Source organism: Vibrio sp. T9 (assembly GCF_003123985.1).
GTDB lineage: Bacteria > Pseudomonadota > Gammaproteobacteria > Enterobacterales > Vibrionaceae > Vibrio > Vibrio diabolicus.
This window is the reverse complement of the sequence record NZ_NIGY01000003.1, coordinates 393,761-411,169: the sequence shown is the minus strand read 5'-3', so window position 1 is coordinate 411,169 and position 17,409 is coordinate 393,761. Positions and strand designations below refer to the sequence as shown.

Annotated in this window: 15 protein-coding genes; 7 read left to right on the top strand and 8 right to left on the bottom strand. The window is 45.8% G+C overall.

Features of this window, described 5'->3' with window-relative positions:
* Nucleotides 1-94 precede the first annotated feature (94 nt).
* From CBX98_RS08750 to CBX98_RS08730, 5 genes are all read right to left on the bottom strand, one after another.
* Nucleotides 95-1,138, bottom strand: coding sequence for a GMP reductase (locus CBX98_RS08750; RefSeq protein WP_005396079.1), 1,044 nt, complete (start codon nucleotides 1,136-1,138; stop codon nucleotides 95-97).
* Nucleotides 1,139-1,573: 435 nt separating this feature from the next.
* Entirely contained in the window at nucleotides 1,574-3,115 is a 1,542-nt protein-coding gene (locus CBX98_RS08745) for an NAD(P)H-hydrate dehydratase (RefSeq protein WP_109168988.1), read from the bottom strand.
* 86 nt (nucleotides 3,116-3,201) lie between these two features.
* Nucleotides 3,202-3,639, bottom strand: coding sequence for a PAS domain-containing protein (locus CBX98_RS08740; protein ID WP_005396081.1), 438 nt, complete (start codon nucleotides 3,637-3,639; stop codon nucleotides 3,202-3,204).
* Nucleotides 3,639-4,643, bottom strand: a complete 1,005-nt coding sequence (locus CBX98_RS08735; protein WP_005396082.1) for a response regulator — start codon at nucleotides 4,641-4,643, stop codon at nucleotides 3,639-3,641. The genes CBX98_RS08740 and CBX98_RS08735 overlap by 1 nt, the downstream gene beginning before the upstream one ends.
* Nucleotides 4,644-5,009: 366 nt before the next feature.
* Nucleotides 5,010-5,918: an aldo/keto reductase family oxidoreductase gene (locus CBX98_RS08730; RefSeq protein WP_047008144.1), complete on the bottom strand. Its 909-nt coding sequence runs from the start codon at nucleotides 5,916-5,918 to the stop codon at nucleotides 5,010-5,012.
* 95 nt (nucleotides 5,919-6,013) lie between these two features.
* Between CBX98_RS08730 and CBX98_RS08725 the strand changes: the two genes are divergently transcribed.
* On the top strand, nucleotides 6,014-6,427 hold the full coding sequence (locus CBX98_RS08725) for a helix-turn-helix transcriptional regulator (RefSeq protein WP_005396084.1): 414 nt from the start codon (nucleotides 6,014-6,016) through the stop codon (nucleotides 6,425-6,427).
* Here CBX98_RS08725 and CBX98_RS08720 read toward each other — a convergent pair.
* The gene (locus CBX98_RS08720; RefSeq protein ID WP_242446579.1) at nucleotides 6,408-6,827 is read right to left on the bottom strand and encodes a hypothetical protein; all 420 of its coding nucleotides are present in this window, start codon (nucleotides 6,825-6,827) and stop codon (nucleotides 6,408-6,410) included. The genes CBX98_RS08725 and CBX98_RS08720 overlap by 20 nt on opposite strands.
* Nucleotides 6,828-7,477: 650 nt before the next feature.
* On the opposite strand from CBX98_RS08720, the gene clcA reads away from it, so the two are divergent.
* A complete protein-coding gene (gene clcA, locus CBX98_RS08715) occupies nucleotides 7,478-8,881 on the top strand; it encodes a H(+)/Cl(-) exchange transporter ClcA (RefSeq protein WP_109168987.1) in 1,404 nt (467 codons plus the stop codon).
* Between the two features lie 261 nt (nucleotides 8,882-9,142).
* On the top strand, nucleotides 9,143-10,084 hold the full coding sequence (locus CBX98_RS08710; protein WP_047008141.1) for a TDT family transporter: 942 nt from the start codon (nucleotides 9,143-9,145) through the stop codon (nucleotides 10,082-10,084).
* A gap of 53 nt (nucleotides 10,085-10,137) precedes the next feature.
* Here CBX98_RS08710 and CBX98_RS08705 read toward each other — a convergent pair whose 3' ends face one another.
* Complete coding sequence (locus tag CBX98_RS08705) at nucleotides 10,138-11,376, bottom strand: NRAMP family divalent metal transporter (RefSeq protein ID WP_104973519.1); 1,239 nt, start codon at nucleotides 11,374-11,376, stop codon at nucleotides 10,138-10,140.
* A 275-nt stretch (nucleotides 11,377-11,651) separates the two neighbouring features.
* On the bottom strand, nucleotides 11,652-12,305 hold the full coding sequence (gene folE / locus CBX98_RS08700) for a GTP cyclohydrolase I FolE (protein ID WP_006741127.1): 654 nt from the start codon (nucleotides 12,303-12,305) through the stop codon (nucleotides 11,652-11,654).
* Between the two features lie 287 nt (nucleotides 12,306-12,592).
* Between folE and moeA the strand changes: the two genes are divergently transcribed.
* The 4 genes from moeA to CBX98_RS08680 all read left to right on the top strand — a co-directional run bounded on the left by moeA (nucleotide 12,593) and on the right by CBX98_RS08680 (nucleotide 17,350).
* Nucleotides 12,593-13,828, top strand: a complete 1,236-nt coding sequence (gene moeA / locus CBX98_RS08695; protein ID WP_109168986.1) for a molybdopterin molybdotransferase MoeA — start codon at nucleotides 12,593-12,595, stop codon at nucleotides 13,826-13,828.
* 9 nt (nucleotides 13,829-13,837) lie between these two features.
* A complete protein-coding gene (gene moeB, locus CBX98_RS08690; protein WP_109168985.1) occupies nucleotides 13,838-14,587 on the top strand; it encodes a molybdopterin-synthase adenylyltransferase MoeB in 750 nt (249 codons plus the stop codon).
* Between the two features lie 185 nt (nucleotides 14,588-14,772).
* On the top strand, nucleotides 14,773-16,884 hold the full coding sequence (locus CBX98_RS08685; protein ID WP_109168984.1) for an LruC domain-containing protein: 2,112 nt from the start codon (nucleotides 14,773-14,775) through the stop codon (nucleotides 16,882-16,884).
* Between the two features lie 10 nt (nucleotides 16,885-16,894).
* Nucleotides 16,895-17,350: a hypothetical protein gene (locus CBX98_RS08680; RefSeq protein WP_047008137.1), complete on the top strand. Its 456-nt coding sequence runs from the start codon at nucleotides 16,895-16,897 to the stop codon at nucleotides 17,348-17,350.
* Nucleotides 17,351-17,409 lie beyond the last annotated feature (59 nt).

Sequence of the window (17,409 nt, the reverse complement as noted above, 5' to 3'; positions counted from 1 at the left end):
CCGCTTTCTAAGCGGGGCTTTTAAAAGACAAACTGCTAAATTCACTATTCTTAATTTATCTGGAACTAAACAAGATAATCGCCATTCAGTCGATTTACTCTTTACCGAACACGTTGTTCTCTTGTTCTTGAACGCGGATGAATGTAGTACGCTTGGTTAGCTCTTTAAGCTTTGCTGCACCCACGTATGTACAAGTTGAGCGAACGCCGCCAAGGATGTCTTGGATAGTGCCGTGAACACTTCCACGGTAAGGTAATAGTACGGTTTTTCCTTCGGCTGCGCGGTAACCAGCAACACCACCTGAGTGCTTCTCCATCGCGCTCTTCGACGACATTCCATAGAACTTCATGAACTTCTCGCCATCTTTCTCGATCACTTCGCCGCCTGACTCTTCGTGGCCCGCTAACATGCCGCCTAGCATAACAAAGTCCGCACCGCCGCCGAATGCTTTGGATACATCACCTGCGCATGAGCAACCGCCGTCACCGATGATCATGCCACCAAGGCCGTGCGCTGCATCGCCACACTCGATGATTGCAGAAAGCTGCGGGTAACCAACACCCGTTTTTACACGAGTTGTACAAACTGAGCCAGGGCCAATGCCTACTTTCACGATGTCTGCACCAGCGAGGATCAACTCTTCACACATATCACCAGTAACCACGTTACCCGCAGAAATCACCTTGTCTGGGAACTCTGCTCGCACGCGTTCAACATACTCGACTAAATGCTCTGAGTAACCATTTGCAATATCGATACAGATGAAAATAAATTCATCTGAAAGCGCCATAATATCTTTGGTTTTTTGGAAGTCTGCGTCAGATGTTCCCGTAGACACCATTACGTTATTCAGGGTTGCTTTATCAGCTGATTTAGCAAACTCAGCCCAATCTTCTACCGTGTAATGTTTGTGAACAGCAGTCATTACACCATGCTCAGCTAGCGCTTTAGCCATTGCAAAGCTACCAACCGAATCCATGTTTGCTGCGATTACAGGCACACCAGACCATTGACGACCACTATGCTTGAATGTAAAATCGCGGGTTAAATTTACTTGAGAACGGCTCTTAAGGGTAGAACGTTTCGGGCGAAACAGTACATCTTTAAAACCTAACTTAAGTTCTTGTTCGATACGCATTGTGTAATTCCTTGATTCATATGTATATGTGTCATCTCAGAGTGCGTAGTGATTTCGTTGGCAGACGAGTTCACTGTTCTTCGGACACAAAAAAACCGGAGCGTTGGCAGACGCTCCGGTTTTCAGCATTATAGGCTGTGATTTATTTCCTACAAGTCTGATATTTGAATTTTTTTTGTGATACCATCTTGATAATCGCATATCAAAAACACTCCTCAAGTCGTTATTTTTTCTCATTATTTATAATTATCAACAACTTAAGAAAACGTTCAAGTTAACCTATTGCGCAAACCTTTGCGTCATACCTTTAAAATGAAAACGCACAACCTCTCAAATCTGCCTAAAACTCAATCACCTAATACTAAGATGCCCTGCTAATTCGTAAAAAGTACTCAAAAAAATCGACCAATTTTCTCAACAATGCATGAAATATAATTAAGTTCGATAGAGCTCTTGGGTGATAGCGGTACGAAGAGTGCTAACGACATCACTTGCCAAAAGACCAATTTGACCATGCTGACTCACGTTTATATCGGCAGCATGACTGTGGAGTACCACACCTAAACGTGCCGCGATGGAAATGGGTAACCCTTTAGCTAGCAATGCACCAATAACACCTGATAGCACATCTCCCATTCCGCCCGTCGCCATTCCTGCGTTGCCCGCTAGGCAGACGTACATTCTCGTTCCATCGTAAATAAGCGTTCCCGCACCTTTTAAAACCACCACACCGCCATAACGCTCTTGCAGTTGTCTTGCAGCAGAATATCGGTCACTTTCTATTTGTTGAGTGGTCACATTTAATAGTCGAGCTGCCTCTCCAGGATGCGGCGTGATCACTCGCTGGTTGTCGCACACCAAAGTGCCATCACATCGTTGGCTTAGCATCGCTAGAATATTGAGCCCATCAGCATCAACAACTTTAGGTTTCTGTTCTTGAACCAGATATTGATAGGCTTGATAAGCCCACTCATCATCACCAAAACCTGGACCAAACACCAATACTTCAGCCCAGCGAATGCGTTTGGTTAAGTCATTCTCAGTATCCCTGAGTAAGTCGGCGGTGATGCTTTGGCTCATTACTTCTGGGCAGCCAATCTGTAGCGGAATAAGGCTACTCGGGTGAGTAATTGCGGCAGTTAAACCCGCTCCGGATCTAACCGCAGCGGAGGAACATAAGCGAATCGCTCCTGACATACCTTGGTTACCACCGACACAAAGTAGTTTGCCATTGTCACCTTTGTGTGCTGTCGGGTTTGGCTTGGGCATTAACCTTGAAACAACCTGATGATCAATACCTAGTGCACTTTCTACTTCGATAGAATCAAACTCAACATTTACACCCAACCCACAAAAGTGGAGTTCACCAACTCGATCTCTCGCTTGTCCGGTGCACAAGCCTTGCTTAACACCAATGAAGGTTACAGTATGCTTAGCATGAATGGCATCGCCTAAAATAGCACCTGTATTTGCACACAACCCGGAAGGAATATCGACTGCAATCACTGGGGTGTGAATTTGATTGATTTGCTCAATGTAGCGACGGTACTCCGAACGAACCTCACCACTTAAACCAGTGCCTAACATGGCATCAATGATCACATCGGCTTCTAGCAATGCGGTATTCCACTCATCCCAATCATTGTTAACACCATCGATGGACTGCCAATCTTGATATGCGCGTAAAGCATCACCTTTGAGCGCAGTCACATCACCAAGTTGGAAAACCTGTACATTGAGTTGCGCTTGTTTAGCAAGCGAGGCAAATACGTATCCGTCACCACCATTATTCCCTTTGCCACAAATGACTAAGATATTTTTTGATTTGGGATATAAGTGTAAAAAACGCTCATACACAGCCATACCTGCGCGTTGCATTAGGCTATACATAGAAACACCAGCCATTTGCGCTGCCAGCGTTTCACCGTTTTTTACTTGTTCTGCGGTGTAGAGTTTTAGGGCGAGATTAAAGTCCATCTTCACGTTCTGCGCATTAGGAAACACAATTATAAGTATACAAAAAAGCCAAGGCGAACCTTGGCTTTTGAGAAAGTTTTTTATCGCTACTGACTCTGAGACATCAATGCTTCAGCCGTCGCGTCTTGTATAGATAAAAACAACGAATTGATTTTCCCAGTCGGGGTACGCATGGGGTTCAGCGTAACGTTCTGGTACATAAACTCCGCTTGCTGAGTAACAGGGCGTACGTTACGGCAACGGAACAAGTAAGGACGCTGGCGCCACGTAATAAAGCTGCGGCAACCTAAATCATACACGGGCTTTGTTTTTAACTTAAACCATTCCTGCGGGATTTCAGGGAAGATATCAAAGATAGAACGACCAATTGCATCATGAGATTGCAAACCACTGTGATGAGTCATAAACCCATTCCACACTTGCACATTATAATCTCGGTCAATGACGACGAGCCCCATGTCGACGTTTTGTACCATGTCGACCATCCAATGGAATTGTTCAAACTCTGCTGGCATATTCAACATTAGAACTCCTCCATTAGATATGACAGTTTGTTATCGAGCAGCGGCAAAGATTCATCGACGAACATAAACAATAAATCACAACGGATTGACGTTCCCTCAATGTTGTAGCTCACCTCGAATGTCATGGTGCGGCTGAATGCGCCCGTCGTAGACTCAATGATCGAATCAATTGATATATGCTGACCAAGAAGCACTGGAGGGCTTTGGAAGAATCGCACTTCAGATTGTTCGCCCAAGCCATTTAAGAATGACCCCACCAAGATATTGGAAATATCCATGAGCAGCTCAAGCTCTTCCAGTTCGTCGCTGTCAGCCGGCACTTTCATCAACTTCTTGAGATCCGAGACGCTCGAATCGCTCAAAATCACCAGAGCTTCACCCGCAATACCTTCGCCACAAAAGCCCTGACAAACGCCCGATACGTTGTCATGCGACGCTAAGTCACGGAGAGCCATGTGTAGTTCACTCACTTCGAAGATATTAACGTTCGGAAGCGGTAACTGCACAAACACATCAAAGTGACGCGCCAATGCATCTGCGGCTCGACCAATAGAGACGTTCGCCACTTCCATGTAAATATCGCGACGACGTAAAATCGGTAACTCAATAGAAACAGGCGTGATAATTTGAGGACGAGGCTCTGGCTCAACCAACTCTTTAAGCGCATTCTTGAGTTCATCTTTGGCGATCGGTTTTTGAATAAACGCTTTTGCACCCAGTGCGAACACACGTTCTTTCGCTTTAGGTTGGATATCCCCCGACACCACAACCACGGGAGTTTTATTCCCTAACCGCTGCATGTTTTCTAGTGTTTCAAAGCCATCCATTTCTGGCATGGTCAAATCAAGAAACATCAATTTAAACTCGTTCTTTTCGAGTTCTTCTAGCGCATTTTTTCCGTGGATAGCAAACGTAATATCGGCATTCAATGTGGCTGGTAGTGATCTCGCCATCTGTTTGCGTGCTAACGCTGAATCATCACAGATGAGTACGGGAAAAGACATTCAATCACCTTTTTATATTCCACAATCTGCGCCGGAGTCTAACAGATTGTTACAGCATGTAATACGAGAAAACTGACGAGTTTTTATTTCTTTTTTATTCAATAAGCATACGCAATATGAATGGATGAGTGAACAAAATGGCGAAAAAGCAAACATCCCATTCGCTGTTTAGTGACATGAAACAAACATGGATAAAACGCCTCCATTAAAAATAAGCACAAAGTTGCATTTTAAATTAAAAATCCGTTTTTACTCCCACTCTATCCGCTCAGTATGAGTACTGGGTAAATCGGTATCGCGTAGCAATAAAAAAGCACCCTTTCATAGGGTGCCTTGAATAATGTATTCATCAATAAAGTGTCACTTCTATGGCACACCGTGACCTTTAGAAGCCACCCATACGCGATACCATTGCTCACGAGTCAATTCGATATTCAGCGCATTTACTGCCGTTTGCACACGCTCAATCTTACCAGAGCCAATGATTGGAATTGGGTTAGATGGCAAACGGCGTACCCAAGCGTAAATCACTTGGTCAATGCTAGTCGCGCCCACTTCTTCGCGAATCGCTTCTAATTCGTTGCGAACACGAACGGCTTGCTCACTGTCACCACTGAAGATAGAGCCACCACCGAGGCAAGACCAAGCCATTGGGCGCGTACGCAACATTTGCATTTGATCAAGCGTTCCATCATGTGCAACCTCAAAATTAAGCGGGTTGATTTCCACTTGGTTAGTCACAAGAGGCTTACCTAAACGAGATTGCAACAGCTCAAACTGACGTGGAGTAAAGTTAGATACACCAAAGTGCTTCACTTTACCCACTTTGTGTAGCTCTGAGAATGCTTCAGCCACTTCATCGGCATCCATTAACACGTCAGGGCGATGGATTAAAAGCACATCGATTTCGTCCACATTCAAACGCTCAAGCGAGTTATTCACCGATTGGTAGATGTGAGCGGAACTCGTATCATAGTGATTGATCTTACGCTCTGGTGTTTTATCTCCGCACAGATTGATATCACACTTTGTGACGATCTGAATCTGCTCTCGCACACTCTTATCGAGAGCAAGTGCTTCACCAAACAACTTCTCACACTCGTAATTACCGTATATGTCTGCGTGATCGACCGTGGTAATGCCTAACTCAATATGTTGCTTGAGGAATGACAAACGCTCTTGAGCAGTCATACCCCAATCAACTGCACGCCAATATCCTTGGACCAGCTCTGAGAACTCAGGGCCTTTTGGTGCAGTCACAACTTTTGCAACCATGGTTTTTCTCCTTCAATTGATCTGCATTCATCGTAGTCTTGTTTTCACATCGGCTCAACGGGTAAACTTTGGCAATTCGAACTGGAGTACGAAATATGTCTTTTGCCCAACGCCTAGCCACCTTGATCGGAGAAGAAAGCATCAGCGGATTTGCACGACGCGTTGATGTGTCTGAAGCTTTAATACGCAAATATTTAAAAGGCAGTGAACCGAGCCTAACGAAAGCAAATCAAATTGCGATGCGAGCCAACTGCTCTCTTGAATGGTTAGCGACCGGATGTGGTTATTTATATCGCCGCGCTGAAGTCGTAGATATGGATGCGTACAAACTTGCATTTCAACACGTTATGAATCAGCCGTTGCCAGATGAGGCAGAAGAACAGCACCGTAAGCTCATCGCTGGCTATCAATACCTGCGTGCGCACAAAAAATCGGATGGATTTTTAGACGAGTCTGCGATGGCGACCTTCCTATCTCTCCATAAAGAATCTAAAAACGAGTCACTTTAACATCGATAATTTCGCCATCGCTGTGCAATTCCACATTTAAAGACGGTGATGACGACGCAAACTCGTCCGGCTTTACCCAAAATAAGCTTCGAATCGTTTCTTGCGGATAGCGGTTTATCAACAAGATAACTTCTTTATCGACGAGCTCAGAAGATTTCTTTTCCAGCGCTTCAACGACGTCATAGTGTTCTTGTCCGATAGTTATGTTGCGTAAAACCAATCCGTCTTTTCTTAAATTGAGGATTAAGTCATTGAGACTTTGCCATTGATATTCGGTCAAAAAAGAGAACTGAGCACTGTCCTTTCCCAAAACCACTTCACCATACAGATGCTGCTGATAGTACGAAAAATCGTCCAAACAAAATGTGCTGATATACGTTGAAACATCTTGCTGCTGCACGTCACAGCGATACCAGCTTCCCCTTGTCTCTATACGCTCTTTTAAATTGGAGTACGGTATTGAAGACAACGTGTCCTGCCACCAACTCGGCGTCGAAAATGCTGGAAACGTTACCGAAAAACAACATAAAGAAAACAGGACTCGAGGATAAAAGCGCATGAATTACTCTGGTTGATTAACATCGAACCCAGACATTACCGACTAGTAGAAATTGTTCAAGATAAAAATAGTGGCAGGTAGTGCGGAAAGTTGTAGAGCAGAAATTAAGAAGGCGCACATTTGCGTGCGCCTCTACCTCGTTACTCAATCGTGAGTGTGCGAATCGGAGATGTCTATTGATGCATCCCGAACATAAAACGAGGACTTACCGTAGGGTTTGAATCCATCCAAATTGTGTGTAAAACCTCACATCCCTCCTTCTGAAGCAGTCATGTTGCTTTACACCTAAAGCATGGTTCATTTTGCTCAAAAAACAAGTTTTTTATCCCAAATTATGAGAGCAATAGCACAGTCTTGGTGAATGAATGATATCGCGACACTTCGAACACTCAATAGTGAAAAGCTAAATTGCATCTTTATTGATTAGGTCTAGACTCTGCGAAGCGTATACTTTCTCGTGTCCCTTCCACCAGCAACAGGAGAACTTGTTAATGACCAAACGAGAGAGAATTGTGAAATCTGTGTTAGCGCACGTACCGAAAGATGCGATTAACCAGTTTGTCTCTCGAGGGTCCACACCATTTTCTGTCCTGATTATGGCCGCCATCGTCGGCACATTAGCCGGTTTCGTCGGTACTTACTTCGAACTTGCGGTTCATTTTGTTTCTGAAACCCGTACCGAATGGCTGAGAAGCGAAATCGGTAGCGTACTTCCTCTTTGGCTTGCTGCTGTACTGATCAGTGCTCTGCTTGCTTTTGTTGGTTACTTTCTTGTTCACCGCTTTGCTCCAGAGGCTGCGGGATCAGGCATCCCAGAAATAGAAGGCGCGATGGACAACATTCGTCCAGTGCGTTGGTGGCGAGTTCTACCTGTTAAATTCTTCGGCGGCATGGGTGCACTTGGCTCCGGAATGGTACTTGGTCGCGAAGGCCCGACAGTTCAAATGGGCGGCGCAGTTGGTCGAATGGTGACCGATATTTTCCGTGTGAAAGATGACGATACTCGTCATTCCCTACTCGCTTCAGGTGCCGCTGGGGGTTTGGCTGCCGCCTTTAATGCCCCACTCGCTGGCATTATGTTCGTTGTGGAGGAAATGCGACCTCAGTTTCGCTATTCTCTGATCTCAATTCGCGCGGTGATCATCTCTGCTATTATGGCCAACATTGTGTTTCGTGCCATCAACGGGCAAGACGCTGTCATCACAATGCCGCAATATCACTCTCCAGGGCTTCAGTCCCTTTGGTTATTTTTATTGCTTGGCGCATTGTTTGGCGTATTCGGAGTGATCTTCAATAAATTGATTACCGTGGCACAAGACAGTTTTGTCGCAATTCACAAAAACGATCGTAAACGCTATTTAATCGTGGGCTCACTACTTGGTGGCATTTTTGGTCTGCTTCTCTTATACGTGCCACAGCTAACTGGCGGTGGCATCGGCCTTATTCCTGATATTACCAATGGCAACTACTCGGTATCCGTTTTAGTTCTGCTTTTCTTTGGTCGCGTCATCACGACGTTGCTATGCTTTGGCTCTGGTGCGCCGGGTGGTATCTTTGCACCGATGCTTGCTCTGGGGACCTTGTTTGGCTATGCATTCGGAGCGAGTGCTGATGTGTTGCTTCCTACGCTTGATATCGAACCTGGCGTATTTGCTATTGCGGGCATGGGGGCCCTGTTTGCTGCAACGGTACGCGCACCGATCACGGGCATTTTGTTGGTGATTGAAATGACCAATAACTACTACTTAATTCTACCACTTATCATTACTTGTTTAGGTGCCGTGATTATTGCTCAGTTGTTTGGCGGACAACCGATTTACAGCCAGTTGCTACATCGTACAATCAAAAACGATAAGTTACGTCAGCAGGATCTTCCTGAAAACCAATCGACATAATTCTCGCTTTGTTATTATTTCGCTCCAAACTATCGAAGGGTTTGGAGCTATAAACTCTACATTTTTACATCCTTTCCCAAATATTCGATACCAAACTCACAAAAATACCATTCTCTGATATTTCCTCACCACCTTTCATGAGTAAGCACGCTCTAAACTTGCTAGTATTCGCTACTCAAATAGAGCATTTCATCCAAATCATCACGTTTCGTTTCATTCAGGCAAAAATCAAATGGAGTAGATTTGAACTGGAGAAGACTTGTGCAGTTTTATAGCGTTCCGCCGTCTCAAGCCGCGTTAGCGCTAGGTATGATAGGTTTAGGACAAGCTTGGGCACTCTATGTCCCTGAAATTGGTGAACCAATACGCCCATTTTTAGCGTCACTCGGCGCGCTTTTACTCGCCCCTGTGCTGATAAAATATGCCACGAATCCACGATTATTTATGGTCGACATTCGTCACCCATTGAGCGGTAGCTTAATGGCACCCATGAGTATGGCGTTACTGATCCTTGCAGATTATCTTGCTTCTGTAGCGCCAATCATTGCTTATCCACTCTGGTTTATGGCACTTTTGCTGCATTTTACTATGATGGTACTGTTTTTTAGCTTTCAGCTAATGAACTTCAAAATGTCGAATATCGTACCTAGTTGGTTTCTCTATCCAGTGGGACTGATCAGCAGCTCATTAGCTGGCTCCCAATTGGGTCACAACCTATTCTCTGAAACCTTAGCGATGATGTGCATTGGCATTTATTTCTTTATGTTACCGCTGGTGCTCTATCGTTTGGTGTTTTTCGGATCTCTACCGAGACGAGCCAGGCCGACCCTCGCAATTATGGCCGCACCGGTAAACTTGTCATTGGCGGCATACTTGGTGAACTTTCCCCTTCCCGATCCGATACTGACGGGCGCATTAGCAGGGATTGCTATCACAATGACGTTATTGATCTACCTGTGTTACTTCCGCTTACTTCGATTGAAGTTTCAACCTTCTATCGCGGCGGTAACCTTTCCTTCCGTGATCAGTGCCATTGCGATGCACCGCTTAACCTCCTTTTTTGCCGAATCGCACCCACATTGGCACTGGCTACACGATTTTGGCTTTTTGGAGCTCAGTATTGCGACTGTGTTGGTGGTTTGGGTATCGGCAGGTTACATCAAAATGTATTGGCCAGAAATCGTTAAGTCGCCCTCTAAATAAGCTTAAAAAAACGGCCTCATCTGAGGCCGCTGTTTATCTCTATCAATAAGACATCAACCCGCAAACTTCGCCATGAAGTTCCCAATGTTAGTCAAACTCGATGCCGCCATTACGATAACAATCGCTGCTCCAGTTAGCGTTAAGTACATTGGGTGTTGGTAGTCACCGACAATATCTTTGCGTTTTGTCGCAACCAATACAGTGCCCAAAACGATAGGAAGAATAATGCTGTTCACAAGGCCCGCTAGCATCAAAAGAAGAATTGGCATGTCCATGGTTACCGTGCCTAGCGAGGTTAGGATAATGAAACCAACACACCACGCTTTCTCGTTTCGCGCCACAACTGGGAAAAGCGTCTTAATTAATGATATAGCCATGTAAGAGTTGCCAACCACAGACGTGATGGAAGCTACAAACAGTACTAAACCAAAGATGAAGTAACCAAGCTGACCAGCACCTTGACGGAAAGCATCCGCCGCAGGGTTAGCCGTATCCAGCGTTGCGCCTGTCGCGATAACGCCAAACACCGCTAAAAACAGTAGGACGCGAATAACCACCGCAATAGAAATACCAGCCCAAGCTGTTGAGGTGATGGAAGGCACGTTCTCTTTGCCTTTCAAGCCGATGTCTACTAGGCGTTGTGCACCCGTGTAGTAACCGCCAACTGCGCCGCCAACGATAGTCAACGTAGGCAGAAGCAAACTACCAACATCCATAGGCATCACCGCTGCACTTAGTGTCTCTCCCATCGGAGGTAAGCTCGTCATTGCAACGTATGCAATCAGAACAATCATGAACAAGCCAAGGTAGCGGGCCATTTGGTCCATTCGCTTGGAGGCGTTATGAACCACAAACAACAAACAGCCAACGACACCGGTAAACAGTGCGCCCCATGTTGTGTCCACGCCCGTTAGCACATTGATGCCTAACGCTGCGCCACTCACGTTGCCAAAGTTAAACGCCACTGCACCAAGCGCAAGGAGAATACCAACACCATAACCCATGCCGGGTGCCACTTTATTCGCAATGTCTTGGATTCGCATGCCAGAAACGCCGACAATACGCCACAAGTTCATCACGATACCAAACGTGATAAAAATGGAAGCCAAAACAGGAAATGCCATGTCGACTTTGTAGATATTTGTGAAGACTGCGGTTTGAGTCAAAAAGCCGGGACCCACAGAGGTTGTCGCCATCAAAAAAGCGACACTAAGCATGGCTTTCTTTTGCCAACTGCTTTCTGTAACTGGAGCTGAAATAGAGGAGGTGCTGATAGTGCTTTGTGTAGTCATGCCGAGTCCCAAATTTGTTGTCTTTCTATTATTAGAAAATAGAAAGACAACTGACCGAGATCAGCTGAACTTAGAGAAATATCTCTTTTTAAAACAAACGATTACAAGTTGTAGCCGTTCATTGGGCGCATATATTAAGAGCAACGAATGTGACTGTCAATACACAATTGCATAATTACTATTTATTGCGACTCACTTGACGATGATTTGGATATAAAAGATATAAAAAAGGATGGCAACTCGCCATCCTCGCTCAATTTTATCTGTCGATTTGATTAACGCAGGCCATGCAGAAATTCAGCACGGGTCGCTGGGTTGCTCTTAAAAATACCACCTAACGCTGTAGTCGTGGTTTCACTGGTGGCATCCATCACACCGCGTGATTTCACACAGTAATGCGTCGCGTCGATAGTCACCGCTACATCGTCAGACTCAAGCAATGTTTGCAAAGCAACAAGGATTTGCTGGGTCATACGCTCTTGAACTTGAGGGCGTTGCGCAAAGAAACGAACAATACGGTTGATCTTAGACAGGCCAATGATCTTACCGCGAGGAATATAAGCAACAGCGGCTTTTCCATCGATTGTCACAAGATGGTGTTCGCACGTACTGGTCACAGTAATGTCTTTCACGCGAACCATTTCGCTCACGTTCATCTTGTTTTCGATAACTGTGATCTTGGGGAAGTTGGAGTAATCCAAACCAGAGAAAATCTCGTCCACGTACATTTTTGCAATGCGGTGTGGCGTTTCCTCTAAGCTATCATCCGTAAGGTCGAGCTGAAGCAGACCAAGAATCTCACGCATGTGGTATTCAATCTTTTCCTTCTTCTCTTCACGGCTAACGGCATTAGGGCGCATTGGTGTTTCTAACCCGCGTTGCTCTAGCGCTTCTTTCACTAACTTTGCTGACTCGCTAAGACCTGACATTCCACTTCCTCTTTTGTAACTACCACTCTCGGTGTGAAATACAATTGCCGTGTTTTCATCCCGTAGCGTTAAAGTCGCTCAGTCCGATGTTTATAACGCCAAGGCACATAACAAGAATACACTGAGCTATTTTCTCATGCTCCGTAGGAACTTTACCCCTTTCGGATGGGTGACAAGGATACTCGGATTTTTGAATAATTACACCCATATTTTATAGGTGGACATTCTTACTCGGTCCCCTTTTATGGTAGAGTTGCCACAAAACAAAAGAACATAGGATTATCTCAATGGGCTGCTGCGACGCACCTGGCTTGATGCCAATTGAAGAAGCGATGGATAAGATGCTATCGCGAATCAAACCTATCCAAACGACACTTTCTCTTCCTCTTGCTGACGCTCTGGGTTTTGTGCTGGCTGAAGACATTTTATCGCCAATTCACGTGCCCCCTTTCGACAATTCAGCGATGGACGGTTATGCCATTCGTGTTCAAGACCTAGAAGTGTCTACAGTGTTGCCTCTGGCAGGTAAATCCTTCGCAGGTCAGCCTTTTGAGGGTGAATGGCCGGCAGGCACTTGTGTTCGAATCATGACTGGCGCGAAAATTCCGGAAGGCTGTGATGCCGTTATCATGCAAGAAAATACGGAAGTGACCGACGCTGGTATTCAGTTCAACCAAACGGATGTGAAGCCGCAAAATAACATCCGCCCTACGGGTGACGACATCAAGCAAGGCGATATTGTATTGGCAAAAGGCGCGCGCCTGACACCGCGCGATATTCCAATGATTGCCTCTCTTGGTGTCAGCCATGTCACCGTCGTGCGTAAGCCAAAGGTGGCATTTTTCTCCACAGGTGATGAACTTAAACCATTGGGTGAGCCACTCAAGGCGGGTCAAATCTACGACAGTAATCGTTACGGTATTAAGCCGCTGATCGAAAACTTTGGTTGTGAAGCGATTGATCTTGGCATTATCCCTGACTGCCCAGAAACACTAAAAGCAACGTTTGAAAAAGCACAAACGCTTGCGGATGTGGTTGTAACGTCTGGCGGTGTCAGCGTTGGTGAAGCAGATTACACCAAAGACATTCTTGAAGAACTTGGCGAAATCGGTTTCTGGAAACTGGCAATCAAGCCGGGTAAACCTTTCGCATTTGGCAAGTTAAGTACTGCTTGGTTCTGTGGGCTACCAGGTAACCCTGTATCTGCGGTGCTAACAATGTACGTACTTGTTCAACCAATGTTGGCTAAATTGGCAGGCCACACTGAATGGAAAGCACCTGAGTCTATCCCTGCGACGACTAAAACCGCATTTAAGAAAGCGCCGGGACGTACAGACTACCAACGCGGTATCTATACTCTAGAAAACGGTAAATTTGTCGTTGAAACCACTGGCAACCAAAGTTCAGGAGCCTTCCGCTCAATGAGTTTGGCAAACTGCTTTGTTGTGTTGGAACGTGAGCGTGGCCGTGTGGAAGTTGGCGAAACGGTTCAAATCCAACTGTTTAACTCAACGTTATACTAGGAACGTACCGTGGATATTCTTTCCGATCAGGAGATGCTGCGCTATAACCGCCAGATCATTCTTCGCCAGTTTGATTTCGAAGGGCAAGAAGCTCTCAAACAAAGCTCAGTGCTTATTTTGGGTGCTGGCGGCTTAGGTTGCGCTTCTAGCCAATACCTTGCCACGGCTGGTGTTGGCAATATTACTTTTATCGATGACGATATTGTTGAGCTCTCCAATTTACAACGCCAAGTATTGCACCACGACGCCGATATTGGCCGTAAAAAGGTTGATTCCGCGGCGGATGCGTTGCGGGAACTTAATCCTCATATCGAAGTAAACACCGTTGCTAAACGTCTCGATGATGCTCAACTTCAAGCTTTGATTGAACAACACACTGTGGTGGTCGATGCTTCAGATAACGTCGACACTCGCAATCAACTCAACCGACTCTGCTTTGCAACAAAAACACCGCTTATTTCTGGTGCAGCCATTCGTATGGAAGGCCAAGTGAGTGTGTTTACGTACGACGACCCAACTCAACCGTGCTATCAGTGTTTGAGCGCGCTATTCGGCAGCAGTGCATTAAGTTGCGTTGAAGCTGGCGTCATGGCGCCTGTTGTGGGTATTGTTGGCGCTGTACAAGCGATGGAAACCATCAAGGTGATTGCAAATTACGGCCAACCCAAAAAAGGGAAGATCCTCATTCTCGATGCGTTTAGCATGTCCTGGCGGGAAATGAATTTGATGAAAATGCCGACCTGCCCTGTTTGTGGCTAAGTAACGCTGTCAGCTTATCAATGAAGATTCTCAAAAAGCTCAACGTAACGTTGAGCTTTTTCTTATTCTGAGATTCATATTTCGAACCAAATAACTTACCGATATAAAATTCATTATAAACAGTAAGTTAAAAACTGGCACATTCCTTTCATTGCATATCATACAAACCAATGAGAGGGCGAATCATGAAAAGGACATCACTATTACTTGGATCTCTGTTCGCAAGCGCATACTTAAGCGCAGCGCCATTCGACACTTGTCCGAGCAAAGCATATTTATTCCAATCGACCCCAGTGCAAGTTTACGGCGTTAATCTGGTTACCGGATCAACCAAGTTACTGACCGACGATGTGGGCTTAGCATCTGGTATTAACGGCGTCGGTTTCAACTTCACTGATCGATACATCTATGGTTACGATACAACCAACTTGAAAATCGTACGTTTAGGCCAGGACTTTCAAGCAGAAACTCTCAACGTACAAGGGCTTCCTAGCCATACGTTTTTTGTCGGCGACGTGTACAACCACGTCTACTACTTGTATCGCAAAGGTAAAGGGCTATTTTCCATTGATCTGTCGCCGTTAGATACGGACCCAAATGCTACCTTAATCCTGAATAAAATCACATCAAATGCAAGCGTGAGTTTAACCGATTTTGCGTTCCACCCTGGCGACGGTGCGCTCTATGGTATCGATAATGGGTCTGGCGTATTGTATAAATTCGATACAAAAACAGGCCAAGCAACCGCGATCGGCAATACAGGGGAAACGGGTACCTTTGGTGCAGGCTACTTTGATGTAAACGGAAACTACTACGTATCGCGTAATCAGGACGGCAAAATTTATCGCGTCGACTTATCAGAAAACAATGCAGCCAATATCGCTGCGGGCATTGTTCCTGCTGTAGAGTTTGTGTCTAACGGTCCAAGTTCCAGCCAAAATGACGGTGCCCGATGCGCGAACGCTCCTGTTATTGACGAAGACGAGCCAATTGACTTTGGTGATGCACCTGACACTTACGCTACCTTGCTCTCTTCTAACGGACCACGCCACGCTGTTGATGGTATAACTTGGCTTGGCACCATTGCGCCAGATGGTGATGCCGATGGACAAGTGGCTCCGTCTGGAGATAACAAAGTTGGTACAGCAGATGAAGATGGCGTCGGCTTTGTTGCCGCACTCGACCCAGGGTTAAGTTCACTGGTGAACGTAACTGCATCGACATCCGGCTACTTGTCAGCTTGGTTTGACTGGAACCGAGATGGTGACTTTGCTGACGAAGGTGAGCAAGTATTCACTGATGAGTTACTCTCTGCAGGCAGCAATACGCTTCCATTTGTCGTCTCTGAACTGGCAACCGCAGGTCCTAGCTGGAGCCGATTCCGCTTTAGCCAACAAACTGGTCTGAACTTTGATGGCGGATCAACATCGGGTGAAGTAGAAGATTACCCAATCACAATCACTGAAAACGGCGTATCCGTACAGCACTTCCCAAGTGCAGATTCCTATGCAACGGTCGCGTATGAAGACAACTGGCCTTACACCGCTGACTACGACATGAATGACGTAGTCATTAAGTTCCGTATGACTGAAACACGTATGGACGGCACGGTGGAAAATATCCAGATTAGCGGAGATCTGGCCGCCTATGGGGCTGGCTATAAAAATGGCTTTGCTATTCGTCTACCTGGCGTTTCGAAAGCGAGCATTGAAAACGGCTTAACAAAGCTAACGTTTAATGGCAAAGAACAACCGACCAACGGTCTAGAAGCGATATCAGAAGAAGCCATCTTCATTATCAGTGACGACCTCAGTCAGTATGCGCAAAGTCAATGTGCGTATTTTAGAACCCAAACGGGTTGTAATGATAACGTCGCGTTGTCTTTCACACTGACCATCTACTTTAAGGAAGGCTCCGACCGCTCAGCGTTACAGGCCATGCCTTATGACCCATTTATCTTTGCCACACCCAATACATATCACGGCGATGGCATCACCTTTCAACCAGGTAGAAAATGGGAAGTACATTTGCCAGACCAAGCACCAACTGAGCAGTTTGATGACGCAAACCTATATGGCGTGGGCGTAGACGCAAGTGACCCGACTCGAGGCGTGTACTTCAAAACAGCGAACAACCTCCCTTGGGCATTGCTTATCGTCGAAGAGTGGAATTGGCCGCTAGAGAAAGTTGACTTAGTTGACGCTTACCCAGAGTTTGCCACCTACGCCGAGTCTGGTGGGCGAGAAGGAGCAAACTGGCATACCCAACCTAAAGCAAACAAACGTTACATTCCATAGGAGAAACATCATGAAAAACTTAATCACAATCATCATGGGATTAGCGTTAACAGCCTGCGGCGGTGGCGGTGGCGGCGGTGGCGACAAAAGCAACGATAGCGCTACTCCACCTCCAGCTCAAACTACCGTTATTGTTGAAGAGCCAAGCATGCAAAATTTAGACGTACCAGATGGGTTCGATTATGACCCAAGGTTAGAAAGCTCACTTGCGGTAGATATTAGTGGTTACTCTTTACAGCGCGCACATCTGAGCATTTATAAGGAGTACCGTGAAGATGCGTCTGGAACCTACCAAGCGAAATATTCGAGCAATATTGCTTCTGCTGCGCTGACGAGTGGGAAAGCTAAATTAGACTTCTCCACCTCGGACAGCCAAGATAACCTGTTAGTCGAAATTTGGTTCTACGATGGCTCAGAACCTCTTCAAAAAGTCGTCTCAACCGGAAATACGACATGGCGCATGTAAGATGCTCTATTGGTGAGCATTGATACTCGGGACTGGCGCAAGCCACAGGTTTTAAGACA